At 72.2% G+C, this 14731-nt stretch carries 12 protein-coding genes and 1 pseudogene; 7 read left to right on the top strand and 6 right to left on the bottom strand.

The window, feature by feature from the left end; all coding sequences use genetic code 11:
• Window positions 1-17: 17 nt before the first annotated feature.
• A complete protein-coding gene (locus ACP4E5_RS28150; RefSeq protein WP_425833390.1) occupies window positions 18-1667 on the top strand; it encodes a bifunctional aspartate transaminase/aspartate 4-decarboxylase in 1650 nt (549 codons plus the stop codon).
• 9 nt (window positions 1668-1676) lie between these two features.
• Here the strand turns inward: ACP4E5_RS28150 and ACP4E5_RS28145 are convergent.
• The 3 genes and pseudogenes from ACP4E5_RS28145 to ACP4E5_RS28135 all read right to left on the bottom strand — a co-directional run.
• Window positions 1677-2576: pseudogene (locus tag ACP4E5_RS28145) on the bottom strand (chitinase); the annotation flags it as partial.
• Window positions 2577-2808: 232 nt separating this feature from the next.
• Window positions 2809-4209, bottom strand: coding sequence for a sensor histidine kinase (locus tag ACP4E5_RS28140; protein WP_425833388.1), 1401 nt, complete (start codon window positions 4207-4209; stop codon window positions 2809-2811).
• Window positions 4206-4895, bottom strand: a complete 690-nt coding sequence (locus ACP4E5_RS28135) for a response regulator transcription factor (RefSeq protein ID WP_425833386.1) — start codon at window positions 4893-4895, stop codon at window positions 4206-4208. The genes ACP4E5_RS28140 and ACP4E5_RS28135 overlap by 4 nt, the downstream gene beginning before the upstream one ends.
• Before the next feature lie 100 nt (window positions 4896-4995).
• On the opposite strand from ACP4E5_RS28135, the gene ACP4E5_RS28130 reads away from it, so the two are divergent.
• The gene (locus ACP4E5_RS28130) at window positions 4996-5547 is read left to right on the top strand and encodes a superantigen-like protein SSL4 (RefSeq protein WP_425833384.1); all 552 of its coding nucleotides are present in this window, start codon (window positions 4996-4998) and stop codon (window positions 5545-5547) included.
• A gap of 80 nt (window positions 5548-5627) precedes the next feature.
• Here ACP4E5_RS28130 and ACP4E5_RS28125 read toward each other — a convergent pair whose 3' ends face one another.
• Both ACP4E5_RS28125 and ACP4E5_RS28120 read right to left on the bottom strand, forming a co-directional pair.
• A complete protein-coding gene (locus ACP4E5_RS28125; RefSeq protein WP_425833382.1) occupies window positions 5628-6500 on the bottom strand; it encodes a spermidine synthase in 873 nt (290 codons plus the stop codon).
• A gap of 33 nt (window positions 6501-6533) precedes the next feature.
• Window positions 6534-6968, bottom strand: a complete 435-nt coding sequence (locus ACP4E5_RS28120) for a hypothetical protein (protein WP_425841711.1) — start codon at window positions 6966-6968, stop codon at window positions 6534-6536.
• A gap of 297 nt (window positions 6969-7265) precedes the next feature.
• On the opposite strand from ACP4E5_RS28120, the gene ACP4E5_RS28115 reads away from it, so the two are divergent.
• A complete protein-coding gene (locus tag ACP4E5_RS28115) occupies window positions 7266-8669 on the top strand; it encodes an NsdA family TPR-like regulatory protein (protein WP_425833380.1) in 1404 nt (467 codons plus the stop codon).
• Between the two features lie 25 nt (window positions 8670-8694).
• Here ACP4E5_RS28115 and ACP4E5_RS28110 read toward each other — a convergent pair whose 3' ends face one another.
• The gene (locus ACP4E5_RS28110; protein ID WP_425833378.1) at window positions 8695-9294 is read right to left on the bottom strand and encodes a histidine phosphatase family protein; all 600 of its coding nucleotides are present in this window, start codon (window positions 9292-9294) and stop codon (window positions 8695-8697) included.
• A 249-nt stretch (window positions 9295-9543) separates the two neighbouring features.
• Here ACP4E5_RS28110 and ACP4E5_RS28105 point away from each other — a divergent pair, with 249 nt between their 5' ends.
• The 4 genes from ACP4E5_RS28105 to ACP4E5_RS28090 all read left to right on the top strand — a co-directional run bounded on the left by ACP4E5_RS28105 (window position 9544) and on the right by ACP4E5_RS28090 (window position 14578).
• Complete coding sequence (locus ACP4E5_RS28105) at window positions 9544-10473, top strand: phosphatase PAP2 family protein (RefSeq protein ID WP_425833376.1); 930 nt, start codon at window positions 9544-9546, stop codon at window positions 10471-10473.
• On the top strand, window positions 10397-11563 hold the full coding sequence (locus ACP4E5_RS28100; protein WP_425833374.1) for a hypothetical protein: 1167 nt from the start codon (window positions 10397-10399) through the stop codon (window positions 11561-11563). Before ACP4E5_RS28105 ends, ACP4E5_RS28100 begins: the two co-directional genes overlap by 77 nt.
• A gap of 73 nt (window positions 11564-11636) precedes the next feature.
• Window positions 11637-13223: a hypothetical protein gene (locus tag ACP4E5_RS28095; RefSeq protein WP_425833372.1), complete on the top strand. Its 1587-nt coding sequence runs from the start codon at window positions 11637-11639 to the stop codon at window positions 13221-13223.
• Window positions 13220-14578, top strand: a complete 1359-nt coding sequence (locus ACP4E5_RS28090) for an AAA domain-containing protein (RefSeq protein WP_425833371.1) — start codon at window positions 13220-13222, stop codon at window positions 14576-14578. Before ACP4E5_RS28095 ends, ACP4E5_RS28090 begins: the two co-directional genes overlap by 4 nt.
• Window positions 14579-14731 lie beyond the last annotated feature (153 nt).

Genomic DNA, 14731 nt, shown 5'->3' with positions numbered 1-14731 from the left:
GCACTTAAGGACACACCATGACCAAGACGACGTTCACGCGCGAAGAGATCCAGCAGTACGCCCAGCTCTCCCCCTTCGAGCTGAAGAACATCTTCATCGACCTCGCCGAGCAGGCGCAGGCCGACGAGCCGGGCCAGAAGGAGAAGTCCAGCCGCCAGATGCTCAACGCGGGCCGCGGCAACCCGAACTGGATCGCCACCGGGCCCCGCGAGGCGTTCTACGCGCTCGGCTACTTCGCCCTCGACGAGTCCCGGCGCGTGTGGACCGCCGACAACCTCGGCGGGATGCCGGAGAAGCAGGGTGCGTACGAGCGCTTCGACGGGTTCGTACGCCGCCACCCGGACCTGCCCGGCATCGAACTCCTCGCGCAGTGCGTGCAGCACGGCATCCAGCGCTTCGGGTTCGACAAGGACGAGTGGGTGCACGAGCTGACGGACGGCATCACGGGCGACAACTACCCCGTGCCCGACCGGATGCTGACCCACGGCGAGCAGGTGGTGCGCGGCTATATCGCGGACGAGATGTTCGACAAGAAGGCCCCCGCGGACAATCTGTCGCTGTTCGCGACCGAGGGCGGCACGGCGGCCATGTGCTACATCTTCGACTCCCTCATGAAGAACGGGATGCTGAAGAAGGGCGACAAGATCGCGCTGATGGTCCCGGTCTTCACCCCGTACATCGAGATCCCCGAGCTCGACACCTACGAGTTCGACGTCACGTACATCGCGGCCGACAAGTTCGCCGAGACGGGCGTGCGCGAGTGGCGGTACCCGGAGGAGGAGGTCGCCAAGCTGGAGGACCCGGAGATCAAGCTGGTCTGCCTGGTGAACCCCTCCAACCCGCCCTCCCTGGCGCTGAGTACGCGGGTCGCGAACCAGATCAAGGAGATCGTGGCGTCCAAGAACCCGAACCTCCTGATCGTCACCGACGACGTCTACGGCACGTTCGTCCCGGGCTTCCGCTCGATCGCCGCCGACCTGCCGCGCAACACGCTGCTCGTCTACTCGTACTCCAAGCACTACGGGTGCACGGGCTGGCGGCTCGGCGTCATCGGGCTGCACGACGACAACGTCATCGACGAGCGGATCGCCCAGCTCCCCCAGGAGGAGAAGGACCGGCTCAACAAGCGGTACGGCTCGCTCACCCTGGAGCCGGAGAAGATCCGGTTCATCGACCGGCTCGTCGCGGACTCCCGGCAGGTGGCGCTCAACCACACGGCGGGCCTTTCGCTGCCGCAACAGGTGATGATGTCGCTCTTCTCCCTGTTCAACATGCTGGAGGAGGGCCAGCAGTACAAGGAGAAGATCCGCTCCATCGTCCAGCAGCGCCTCGACCTGCTCCTCGAAGGCGCCCAGATGAAGATCCACGAGGATCCCCACCGGGCCGCCTACTACATCGAGCTTGACCTCCTGGCCGAGGCCGAGCGCGTCCACGGCGCGTCGTTCGCCCAGTTCCTGGAGAAGAACTACGAGCCGGTGGACGCCCTGTTCCGGCTCGCCCAGCAGACCGGCGTGGTGCTGCTCAACGGCGGCGGCTTCGAGGGCCCCGAGTGGTCGGTCCGCGTCTCGCTGGCCAACCTCGACAACCTGGACTACCTGAAGATCGGCCACCATCTGCGCGGCATCTTCAACGACTACGCGGAGGAGTGGCGGACCGCGCAGGCGTGAGCCCAGGGGTCAGTCGAACGAGGCGAACGCCTTCTGGAAGGCGTTCGCCTCTTGCTCGATCGAACTGCACGTCGGCTGCGCCGAGTCGGCGGCCCCGCCCTCGCATGCCTTGTCGCGGGTCGCCGACCACATGGACAGGCCGCCGAGGCCCTTCTCCTTCGCGAAGGACACGAGCTGCGTGGCGTCCTCGACCTTGAAGACCTCGGACGAGACGTCGTTGACGCCGATCATCGGGGTGACCGCGACGGCCTTCCAGGCGTCCGCGTCCGACAGTCCGAGCGCCGACTTCACCTGCGCCTGCGTCGCGGTCGCCGCCTGCTCGGCGTAGTCGCCCATGTCGCCGCTGTAGGACGCCCCGTAGTCCATCGCCATGATGTTGACGAGGTCGGGCGAGGCGCCGTTGTCCTTGGCGTTCTTGAGGAAGTTCACGCCGTCCTGGGTGAGCCCCTCGGGCATCACGGGCAGCGTCACCGAGACGTTCAGGTCGGAATTGTCCTTCTGGAGCTTCGCGATCGCCTCGGCGCGCTTGGTGTTGCTCGCCGTGTCGGGCAGCGCGCCGCCCTCGATGTCGAAGTCGACCTTGGTGAGGTCGAACTGGTCGATGACCTTCTGGTACGCCGCCGCCAGGTCGGAGGCCGAGGAGCAGGCCTGCGCCAGCTCGGTGCCGGAAGCGCCGCCGAAGGAGACGCGTACGTCGCCGCCCGCCGACCTCAAGTCGCCTATCTGCGCGGCGACTTCGTCGCTGCCGACGTCGGTGACGCCGCCCCACTTCGGCGCGCAGTCGCCGCCGGAGGTGATGAAGGCGAGGTTGTACTCCTTGACGCCGGTGGCCTTCGAGGAGCCGACCAGGTCGAACTTCGGGGTCAGCGAGGTGTCGACGTACGGAGCGAAGCCGGCGCCCGTGGCCGTCACTTCGGCGGACGCGCCGGAGGCGAAGAGGAACGCCCCGCCGCCCACGAGGGCGGCGGCCACGACACCGCCCACCGCCTTCTTCCTGCCGCTGATCCTGCGCCGGTGCGTGCTGCTGCTCATCGCGTGCCTGCCTTAGGTCTACGTGGGGGGTGGCTGTGGCAGCACGCTAGCGATCGACAAACCGGCAATTCGGCCAACTGTGGCGGGCGTTGAGGATCTTAGGGTTGGCTTAAGTGAGGGATCGGGTCCGATTAAAGGTAGGGACCAATCCTTTACGTTCCCGGCCGCGCCGTCCGTGTCCGCGGCGGCGACCCTCGCTGGGCCGGTACCCCTCCAGCTGCAGCCAGATCCGCACCTCGGTGCCGCCGAGCACGGACGAGCCGATCCGCACGTCGCCGCCGGTGGACTCGGCGACCCGGCGCGCGATGTCCAGGCCGAGCCCGGTCGAGCCGACCTCGACGCCGTCCGTGCCGCGGGCCAGCGCGGCCTTCGGGTCGGCGATCCCGGGGCCCGCGTCGGACACGAGCACGATGACGGCGCCCTCCGCCCGGTGCACGTCGACCGCGAACGCGGTGCCCTCCGGGGTGTGCCGGAACACGTTGCCGAGCAGCGCGTCGAGCGCCGCCGCCAGCTCGCCGCGGGCGACCGGTATCCGTACGGGGCGGTCGACACCGGCGACCCGCACCTTGCGGCCCTCGTCCTCGGCGAGCGCCGACCAGAAGTCCATGCGCTCGCGGATCACCTCGGCGGCGTCGCAGCCGGCGCCGGGCCCGGCCGCCGCCGTCTGCGGCTTCGCCTCGCGCGCGGTGCGGATGATGGTGTCGACCTCGTGCTCCAGCTGCTCCACGGCGGCCCGGGTCTGCTCGGCGGCGGGCCCGTCCCCGAGCGAGGCGGCGTTGAGCCGCAGCACGGTCAGCGGGGTCCGCAGCCGGTGCGACAGGTCGGCGGCCAACTCCCTTTCATTGGCGAGTAGTTGAACGACCTGATCGGCCATCGAGTTGAACGCGACGGCGGCGAGCCGCAGCTCGGTCGGGCCGTCCTCGGGCACCCGCGCCCCGAGCTTCCCGTCGCCGAGGTCGTGCGCCGCGCCCACGAGCCGCTGCGCGGGCTGCACCATCCGCCCGCCGAGCCGGTCCGCGACCGCCACGGACCCGATGATCAGCGCGATGCCGACGCCGCCGAGCACGACCCACGCGGTCGTCACCCCATTGGTGACCTCGTCCTGGGGCACGTACACCTCGACGACGGCGATCTTTCCCGTGCTCACCGCGATGGGCTGGAGCCACACGGAGCCGCCCGGCACGTCCACGACGGTGGCCTGCCGGATGTCGAGCCGTTCCGGGCCGACCCGCTGCTCACCGAGCCGGATCGCCTCGTGCCCGCCCCCGGCCGGGACGTAGACCGACATCCGGTCCTCGCCGCCGGTCTGCGCGGTGGCGAGGGCGCGGTCGAGCTGGTCGCGGTCGGTGGTGATGGAGAGGGTGGGGCCGATGGCGGCGGCGGTCCGCTCGGCGTTGGAGAAGGCCCGGTCCCGCGCCATCTCCTTGATCACGAGGCCGAGGGGGACGGCGAAGGCGACCACGACCATCGTCGTGACGGCGAGGCACACCTTCACCAGCGCCCACCTCATACCGGTGGCTCCAGCTTCACACCGACGCCGCGCAGGGTGTGCAGATACCGCGGCCGAGCGGCCGTCTCCCCCAACTTCCTCCGCAACCACGACAAATGCACATCAATGGTCTGATCGTCCCCATAGGACTGCTGCCACACCTCGGCGAGCAACTCCTTGCGCGCGACGACCACGCCGGGCCGCCCCGCGAGGAAGGTCAGCAGATCGAACTCGCGCCGGGTCAGATCCAGCGGCGAGCCGTCCAGCTCGGCCTGCCGGCGCAGGGGATCGATGGAGAGCCCACCCACCCGGATCACCCGCGAGGGCGGCTCGGCGCCCGTGTTCCCCCGCGAGCGGCGCAGCACGGCGGCCATCCGGGCGGACAGGTGCTCGGGCGAGAACGGCTTGGTGAGGTAGTCGTCGGCGCCGTCGTTCAGCAGCCGCACGATCTCGGTCTCGTCGTCCCGCGCAGTGGCGATGATCACGGGTACGTCGGTGATCCCGCGCAGCATCTTCAACGCCTCGGCCCCGTCGAGATCGGGCAGACCGAGATCCAGGATCACCACGTCGAACCGGAGATGGGCGACCTCGCGCAGCGCCTCCAGAGCAGTGCCGACGCTGCGCACGGTGTGCGCGGCGTCGGTCAGGTGCCGGATGAGGGCTGAGCGTACGAACTGGTCGTCCTCGACCACGAGCACACTTGCCATGGGACGGCACCGTACGCCATCCGGCGGTTTCCGTACCGCTTCCGGGTGACTGTGGTCCTCGCGGGACAGCCGGGGCGGGTGTGGTGCAGTATGGCCCGCGATGCCTGAGAGCCCCCGGACGCCGCACAGCCCGCACCCCGCCCGACGGCGGCTGGTGCACGGCGGCGCGTGGCTGCTCGCGACCGGGGCCGCGGTGACGCTGTCGTGGTGGGGCGTGCACACGGTGATGGCGGGCACGGTCTACGACCCGCCGCAGGCGCTGCCCGTCGCGGCCACGCAGCACGAGCCGGACGCGAAGCCGCCGGTGTCCTCGTCGACGCACCGGCCGGAACCGTCGGCGTCGACGCGCAAGCCGTCGCCGTCCCCGAGCCGTACGACGCCGTCCCCCTCGCCCAGCCCCCGTACGACGTCACCGGCCCCACGGCCCTCCGGCTCCGTCAAGAGTTACTCGACGGCCGGCGGGCGCGCGGTCTTCGACCTCCAGAAGACCTCGGCGACCCTCGTCTCCGCGACACCCGCGGCGGGCTGGTCCGTGCAGGTGTGGAAGCAGCCGACGTGGATCCGCGTCGAATTCACCTCGGGCGACAAAAAGGTCTCCGCCTTCTGCACCTGGCACGACCACACCCCAACAGTAGAAATCGCCAACTACTGAGCCACTCAAGTGAGCCGCTCAAGCCCCGCCGGCGATTGAGGCGCGGGGTCCGGGGCGGAGTCCCGTGGCCGGGGCCGCGGCTACCGGAACACCGACGGCGGCGGCGCCGGAGACGCCTTCGCCGACGCGTCGACGACCGCCCCCACCCCACCCGTGAAGAGCGCAAGCTCCTTACCGTGCTCGACCCGCCCCGGATGCGGATCCCCCGCCGCCCGCCGCGTCAGCTCGGCCACGGGCAACGGCACCGCGGACGCGACCAGCACCGCGTTCCCGAACCGCTTCCCCCGCAACACCGTCGGATCGGCGACGAGCGCGAGCTCGGGGAAGACGACCGCCGCCGTGGCGATCTGCCCCCGCAGATACGCGAGCGGCGGCCCGTCCGCGATATTGGCGACATACGTCCCGGAGGGCCTCAGCACGCGCCGCACCTCCGTCAGGAACTCCGTACTGGTCAGATGCGCGGGCGTGCGCGCCCCACTGAACACGTCGGCCACGAGCACATCCGCCCAGTCGTCGGGCAGCTTGGCGAGCGCCTCACGGGCGTCGGCGGTCCGCACCCGGATCCGCTGCCCCGGATCCAACGGCAGCGCGCCGCGCACGAGTTGGACCAGCGCCCCGTCACGCTCGACGACCTGCTGCGTGGAGCGCGGCCGGGTGGCGGCGACGTAGCGGGCCAGCGTGAACGCCCCGCCGCCGAGGTGCACGGCCTGCACGGGCCGCCCCCGCTCGGCGGCCAGATCGATGACATGCCCGATCCGCCGCTGGTACTCGAAGGAGAGGTGCCCCGGGTCGTCGAGATCGACGTGGGACTGGGGCGCGCCGTCCACGAGCAGCGTCCAGCCGGCCGGCCGGTCCCGGTCGGGCACCAGCTCGGCGAGCCCGCCGTCGACCTTCTCGACCACGGCCTCCCGCCCCGCACGCCCGCGCTCCTGCTTGCCTCGTGACCTTGCCATTCGGCCATTATCGACGGCCGCGCACGGTTCGGCTCAACGGCAGTTGTCCGCCGCCTCGATCATGCGTGCCGCCTCGTCGAGCGCGGCCCGCAGCACCGTGGGGTCGGTGACCAGATCCGTGGGCCGTTCCGCGGGGTCCGGCGGGAGCAGCCAGCCCGTGCCCTCGACCGGCGGGTCGGCCCGCACGCCGATCGCGAGGCCGCGGCCCTGCGTGTGCGTGCAGTCGCTGCCGGGCACGTCCCAGCCGTCTGCGGTGCCGGGCGGGACGAGGAAGCCGAGGGTGTCGCCGCCCCCGTCGTGCAGCACCGGGCCGACCGTTTCCGCACAGCCGCGGCGCAGGATGTCGACCGCTTCGAGGCCCTGCCGGGCCGGCACGGTGACCAGATCGCAGTCGCCGGGCGGCGGCGCGCTGTACTCCTCGCTGGGTCGATGCCGCACCGTCGTGGGAGTCGTGGGAAGTGACAGCATGGACTGGGACGCGTTCAACACGTCGACCCCTCCTCGCTCGTGGGGATTCGCCGCATGGTTCAACGCGCACACGCTGTCAACAGCAACGGCGGCACGCCGCCGCAAAGGATGGCAGTTCATGGCGGATCGTGGGTGAGATATCCGGTTTGTAGCCAAACCCAGCGTGTCGGGCCCGTGACAGCCGGTACCTTCGAGCCTCGCCGGAACAAGGAAGTCGCGGCAGCCCTCCCCCTCCCGGGAGCCGGGCGTCCCCAACTTCCCTGCCGTCCGGCACGGTTCGCACGGGAGGACCCGCTCATGACGTCGTCGCCGATCGCCTCGGACATCTCGACGCCGCAGTCTCCACGGCCGAACCTCGCCTTCAGGGAGCTGCGTGGTCAGCGCTCGCCGGGCGAGTTCGCGGCCGCGGTGCGGCGTGCGGCGCGGGAGATCGGCGAGCGGGTCAGTTGCGACGCGCGCTACATCGGACGCGTGGAGGCCGGCGAGATCCGCTGCCCCAACTACGCGTACGAGCGGGTGTTCCGGCACATGTTCCCGGGCCGGACCCTCGCGGACCTCGGGTTCGCACCCCGCTCTGCGGTACGTGGCCGGAGTGCGCGCCCCGCCGCCACCACCGCCGACGCGGAGTACCCGTGGCACGCAGAACACGCACAACACGCAGAACTCGTAGCAAGCAAGGAGAGCGACGTGCGACGTCGCGCATTCATGACCGGCATGACCGGCTCGACGGCCACCGTGGCCGTCGCCACCCTGGCGCCCTTCAGCGTCCCCCCACTTCCCGCGGACCTCGACCGGCATCCGGCGCGGGCCGGGATCGGCGCCGTCGAGGAGGCGATCCGGCGGATCCGACTGCTCGACGACCGGCACGGCGCCGACGGACTGTACCGGCGGGCCTCGGCCCCGCTGCGTACCGCCTTCGAGCTGCTCGACGCGGGCACGGGCCAGCGCGAGGCTACCGAGCGACTGCAGGCCGGGGCGGGCGAACTGGCCATCTCCGTCGGCTGGTTGGCCCATGACTCGGGCCGCTTCGACGACGCGCGCTCGCACTACGCGGAGGCGCTCGCGACGGCGCGGGTCGCGGGCGACGAGGCGTTGGAGGCGCACGCGTTCTGCAACACGGCGTTCCTGGCGCGCGACGCGGGGCGCCCCCGCGAGGCGGTGCGCGCCGCGCAGGCGGCGGCCCGCGTGGCGTCCCGCCTCGGCTCCCCCCGCCTGCTCTCCCTCCTCGCCCTGCGGGAGGCGGGCGGCTGGGCGGGCCTGGGCGACCAGCCCTCCTGCGAACGCTCCCTCGCCCGCGCGCAGGCGCTGTTCGCGCGGGGCGCGTCGGACGCGGATCCGGAATGGATGTCGTTCTACGGCGAGGCCGAGCTGGAGGGCCTTGAGGCGCAGTGCTGGTCGGCGCTGGGCGGCTGGGACCGCGCGTCCCTCCACGCGCGGCGCGCGGCGGCCCTCCAGGACCCGCACTTCACCCGCAACATGGCGCTCTACACGGCCGAGTTGGCCGACGACCTGGCGCGCGCGGGCCAACCCGACGAATCGGCCTCCGCGGGCCTGCGCACCCTCGAACTCCTCCGGGACGTCCGCTCTTCCCGCATCGAGGGCATGCTGGCCACGACGGCCCGCGTCCTGCTGCCGCACCGCCGCGCGTCGGGCGTCTCGACGTTCCTGGCCGCCCACGCGGAGTCACGCCGCTCCGTGTGAGGCGGCCGACCCGCACGAGAGCCGGTCAGCCCGCCGTCAGGTGACCCGTCTCGTTCCACGACTCCAGGGCCGGCTCGCCGTAGGCCCATCCCAGTACGGACAACGACGTCGGGTTCAACCGGATCCGCGCGGCGAAGTCCAGCGGGAAGCCGAGCCAGCGCGCCCCGATCGACCGCAGGATGTGGCCGTGGGCGAAGACCAGAACGTCCCGGTCGGCGGAGCGCGCCCACTCCACGACCTCGTCGGCCCGCGCCGTCACCTCGGCGAGTGACTCGCCCTCCGGCACCCCGTCCCGCCAGATGAACCAGCCGGGCCTGAGCTCCTGGATCTGCGCCGGCGTCAGCCCTTCGTACGCCCCGTAGTCCCACTCCATGAGCGCGTCCCACGTGGTCGCCCGCTCCCCGAACCCGGCGAGCTCGCACGTCTCGCTCGCGCGCACCAGGGGGGACGTCCGGACCTCGACGCCGTCGAGCCCGTCGTACGGCGCACGTCCCAGCCGCTCGCCGAGCAGTTTCGCGCCGCGCCTGCCCTCCTCCAGGAGTGGGATGTCCGTCCTCCCGGTGTGCCGTCCGGACAGCGACCATTCGGTCTGTCCGTGCCGGGCCAACAGGATGCGCGGTGCCATGAGGAGGCCTCTTTCGAAACTACAAGCAACTACAAGGGTTCAAGGGTGAACATAGGGCGAGCGGGAAGGATCGCCACGTCCATCATCGCGCAACCCACAGGGAGGCCGCCCAGCGGGCAACCCGCAGCATGATCGCTGCGTCTAGGAGGGTCAGGGGTCGCCCACGCAGGGCCCCATGTGCACCTGTACACCGTAGAGTGAAGCTGTGGCCGGAGGCCGCCGCACGAGCGAAGAGGGGGAGCGGCCCGCATGGCGCAGACCGACGAGGCACCGCGCACGGAAGCGATACCCGGCGCCGGGCTCCGCTGGTGGACGGAACTGCCGCTGATCCTCCTGGTGTACGGCGCGTACTCGGCGGGCCGGCTGCTCGCGCGTGGCGACGTCGACGAGGCCGTCGACCACGGTCTGGCGATCCTCCGGGCGGAACAGGCCGTCCACCTCAACCTCGAGCACCCGCTGAACCGTCTCTTCACCCGCGAACCGTGGCTCGGCGTCCCCGCCGACTTCTGGTACGCCTCGCTCCACTATCTGGTCACGCCGATCGTCCTCATCTGGCTGTTCCGCCGCCGCGCCGAGATCTACCGCACGGCCCGCACCTGGCTGATGACCTCGACGATGATCGGCCTCATCGGCTTCGTCCTGCTGCCGACCAGCCCGCCCCGGCTGCTCGCCGCGAGCCACGGCTTCGTCGACACGATGGCCCACTACAGCTCGTACGGCTGGTGGGGCGGCGCGGCCAGCGCCCCCAAGGGCATGGGCGGCCTCACGAACCAGTACGCGGCGATGCCGAGCCTGCACGTCGGCTGGGCACTGTGGTGCGGCATCCTGGTGTGGCGGCACGCCCGCTCCCCGTACGTGAAGGCGCTGGGCGTCGCGTACCCGCTGATGACCACGGTCATCGTGATGGGCACGGCCAACCACTACTTCTTCGACGCGCTCGCCGGGGTCGCGGCGATGGCCGTGGGCCTGGCCCTGACGAAGCCGGTGCGGCTCGTCGCGGCGCGCCTGAAGGACCGGGCGTACGGCGTGCTCGCGGGAACGCCGGCCTCCCCTTCCGCCACGCGAGCCCCGATTGTCAGTGGAGAGTGCCAGACTTTCCCGGGTGAGCGAATTCCCCGACAGCGCAAGGCAGCCAGGTCGCAGGACAGCGGCGACGGGGCTGCGGCACCGGCTCGCTGAACTGCGCGGCCCGGACCATCCGCCGCGTCCGCTGGACGCCCGGGCCCTGGCCGCGCTCGCGGCGAACCCGGGCTGCCGTAGGCGGGCACTCCTGGACGGCGCGGGGGTCGACAAGGCGCGCATAGCGGAGGCGTTGGGCTCACCGTCCTCGTTCGGCCAGTCCCAGTTCGCCCTGGCCCGCGGCAATGTGTTCGAGGCGCGGGTGAAGTCGGACGGCGGCTCGGAGCTCCTCAAGCTCGTCCACGCGTGTCTGGGCAGGGAGGACGGCGCCGCTCCCGAGCCGACCCCCGAGCTCGTACGGTCCCCGGACCTGTCGGCGATCGGCCCCGAGGGCCGCACGGCGCGCACCGCGCTCGCCCTGCGGGAGGCAGTCGAGTCGCCGGGGTTCTGGACGTTCCTCGACCACCCGATGCTGGCGCTCGACGTGGCGGGCAGCCCGGCGTTCCTGGAGCCGGACGCGGTGGTGGTGCATCCGGACGGCAGCTGGACGGTCGTCGAGATCAAGTCGTTCCCGATGATCGACGGCGCGGCGGACGCGTCGAAGGTGGGCGCGGCGGCCCGCCAGGCAGCCGTGTACGTGCTGGCCCTTGAGGAGGTCGCGGCGCGGATGCCGGACGCGGAGGTGCGGGTCCGGCAGCGGATCGTGCTCGTGTGCCCGAAGGACTTCTCGAACCTGCCGGCGGCGTCGGCGGTCGACGTGCGCAAGCAACGCTCGGTGACGCGCCGCCAGTTGGACCGTCTGACCCGCGTCGAGGACATCGCGGCGGCGCTCCCGCCGGGCACGGTCTTCGACCCGGAGCTGCCCAAGGCCGAGCTGACGGCGGCCGTCGAGGCGGTGCCGGCGACGTACGCGCCGGAGTGCCTGGCCGCGTGCGAGCTGGCGTTCCACTGCCGTGACCACGCGCGCGGGGAGGGCGCGGTGACCTCGCTCGGCCGCCCCCTGCGCGCCGAACTGGGCTCGCTGACCACGGTCGACGAGGTGCTTGCCGCTGCGCGTGGCGAGGCGGGCGACCCGTCGGACCCGGCGGTGGCGGCGTTGCGCCGTGCGGCGCAGCTGCGGGACGAGGCTCTCGGCGGTGCGCGGTGCTGACCCACACCTCTCGGGGCTCCGCCCCGGACCCCGCTGCTCAATCGCCGCAGAGGCTTGAACGGGAGGCACACCGGTGAGCCTGATCGACCACCTGGCCCGGCTGGAGGCCACCGCGACGGGAAGGGCCCAGCCCACGGCCACCGTTCGGCACCGCCATCTGTCCCAGCGGCCGCTGGTCCTCGTACCGCTCACGACGGCGGGTGAGACCGGCGCCCCGCTCGGCGCGCTCGTCGGCACCGAGCGCACGTCCCCGCGCCTCCTGGTCGTCCCGCAGCCCCGCGACCGCGACCTCCGCTTCGCGTTCCTGACGCAACTGGCCGACGAGGTTCTGCCGTACATCGACACGTACGCCGCCGATGTCGAGGCCGCCGAGCGCAGCGAGGTCGACGCGGAGACCGGAAAGAAGGTCAAGGTCGAGGTCGAGCTGTGCGCGGACGCCCCGCAGCTGATCGTGCCGGGCCGCGCGGGCATCGAGTTCGTCCGCCTCCTCGGTCGCTCCATGCGTTTTCGCCGCACCGCGGAGCAGGACCCGGAGGCGCCCTACCCCGCGCCGCCGCACGTCCCGCTCCTCGGCCGCTGGCTCACGCACTTCGGGGAGCGCGCCCGGGTCCCGGGATCCGCGCTGCTCCTCGCGATGACGGACCTGCTGTCGCGGCACTGGGCGACGGGCCAGTCGAGCCTGGAGGACCAGCACTTGGGCGCGCTGCTCGCCTGGATCGAGGCGCCGGAGGGCACGTCCGGCGCGGCGGCGGCGCTCAGCGCCGAGCTGGACCGTGACAGGCATGGCCAGCTGCTCTGCCCGCCGGCGGGCCCGGCCACGGACCCGGCCTTCGACAACAAGCTGCTGGCGCCCGCGATCGACCGCTACGACAAGGCCCGCACGCGCCACGCGGCCGCCGACGACGCGGTCGAGGCGGAGGGCCGGCTCGCCGAACTGACCGCCGCGGAGCGGGAGATCCACGCCCTGGTCGAGTCCCGTACGCGGCCCACGTGGGACGCGGTATGGCGCGGCCTCGACCAGCTGTGCACGCTGCCCGAGGGCGGATACGCGGCGGAGCGCTGGACCCGCGACCGCTGGTCGTTCACCGGGCACCGCGACCGGGTCACCGCTGGCGAGCCCCCGCAGCCGCGCCGGGACGACGCGGTGACGGCGGCGAACAAGCTGGCCACGCGCGAGCGCGAGCAGGCCCGCCTGGACGCGCAGGAGGCGCTGGACGACCCGCTGGTGATGGCGGGCCGCCGCCTCTCGGGCGAGGCGTTCGCCGGCGAGGTGACCGAGGTGGTTCCCGCGTACAACGAGAAGAAGCGGCCCCGCCCGCTCGTCACGCTCCGCACGGACGACACCCCGCGCCTCGGCGTGGGCGTGAAGGTGTACCGCTCCCTCGAAGGCAAGCCGCAGACGGCCGAGTTCGTGGAGCACGAAGAGGGCGACACCGCCGTGGTCGTGCTGCGGATCCTCGACAAGATGGGCCGCGGCAAGGAGCCGGCTGACGGCTCGCTGCCGGAGAAGGGCGACCGGGTGTGCTGGACGCTGTTCGAGCACGAGCAGCGCGGGGGCCCCAAGCTGCCGGAACCGGAGGAGACGCCGTGGACGCACGGCGGCCCGCCGGGGACGGGCGCGGAGGCTCCCGACACCGTCACTTCGGAGGACGTTCTGTGACCACGCCGACCACCGCTCTCAGCCCGTCCGACGCGGCCGGGCAGGCCACCGCGGCCATCCTCCACGACACCCTGCACGGCACGGCGCGCGGCATCGTCGTCGACTCCCCTCCCGGCGCCGGAAAGTCGACCCTCGTGGTGCGAGCGGCGCTCGAACTGGCGGACGCGGGCCGCCCGTTGATGATCGTGGCGCAGACGAACGCGCAGGTCGACGACCTCGTCCTCCGCCTCCACGCGAAGAACCCGGAGCTCGCCGTCGGCCGGCTGCACAGCAGCGACCCGGACGCGTACGACAAGGCGCTCGACGATCTGCCGACCGTCCGTCTGTCGACGAAGGCGGGCGATCTGGCCCCGCTGCCGATCGTCGTCTCGACGGCGGCGAAGTGGGCGCACGTCAAGGCCTCCGACGCGGGAGGGCCGTGGCCGCACGGGATCGTCGACGAGGCGTACCAGATGCGCTCCGACGCCCTGTTGGCCGTGGCGGGGCTGTTCGAGCGGGCGCTGTTCGTGGGCGACCCGGGGCAGCTGGACCCGTTCTCGATCGTCGGGGCGGAGCAGTGGGCGGGCCTGTCCTACGATCCGTCGGCCTCGGCGGTGTCGACGCTGCTTGCCCACAACCCGGAGCTTCCGCAGCACCGGCTCCCGGTCTCCTGGCGGCTCCCGGCCTCGGCGGCTCCCCTGGTCTCCGACGCCTTCTACCCGTACACACCGTTCCGCAGCGGCACGGACGAGGGCGACCGGGAGCTGAACTTCCGCGTGGCGTCGGACGGTTCGGGCCCCGACCGGGTCATCGACGAGGCGGCGGCCTCCGGCTGGGGCCTGCTGGAGCTGCCGGCCGCGCACACTCCGCGCACCGACCCGGAGGCGGTGCGGGCCGTGGCCCTGGTCGTCCGGCGGCTGCTCGACCGGGAGGGCGTCACGCGCTCCGAGTCCGGCGGGGGCCCGCTGACGGCCGAGCGGATCTGTGTCGGCACGGCGCACCGCGACCAGGCGGCGGCGGTACGGGCGGCGCTGGCGGAACTCGGCGTGGAGGACGTCACCGTCGACACGGCGAACCGCCTCCAGGGCCGGGAGTTCGACGTCACCGTCGTCCTGCACCCGCTGTCAGGACGCCCGGACGCGACGGCGTTCCACTTGGAGACGGGCCGGCTCTGCGTCCTCGCGTCGCGGCATCGGCACGCGTGCGTGGTGGTGTGCCGGGCCGGGGTCGCGGACCTCCTGGACGAACACCCGTCGGCGGAGCCGGTGCAGCTCGGGGTGACGGTGAAGTTCCCGGACGGCTGGGAGGCGAACCACTCGGTTCTGTCCCGCCTGTCAAAACACCGAATCCACCACCCCGGCCCCAGCGCCGCCTGAGCTGCTCAAGCCCCTGCGGCGATTGAGCAGCGGGGTCCGGGGCAGAGCCCCGATCTTTCAACCGGGTCCCGGGCGGAGCCCCCCGCCCTCTTGCGGCCCGACGGACAATGGAAGGTGGCCCGACACCGAACCGCGGGCCACCCCGGCAACAGG

The sequence above is a fragment of the Streptomyces fractus genome, assembly GCF_049844455.1.
GTDB lineage: Bacteria > Actinomycetota > Actinomycetes > Streptomycetales > Streptomycetaceae > Streptomyces > Streptomyces fractus.
The sequence above is the reverse complement of the archived record's forward strand: the minus strand, read 5'-3'. Positions and strand labels throughout refer to the sequence as shown.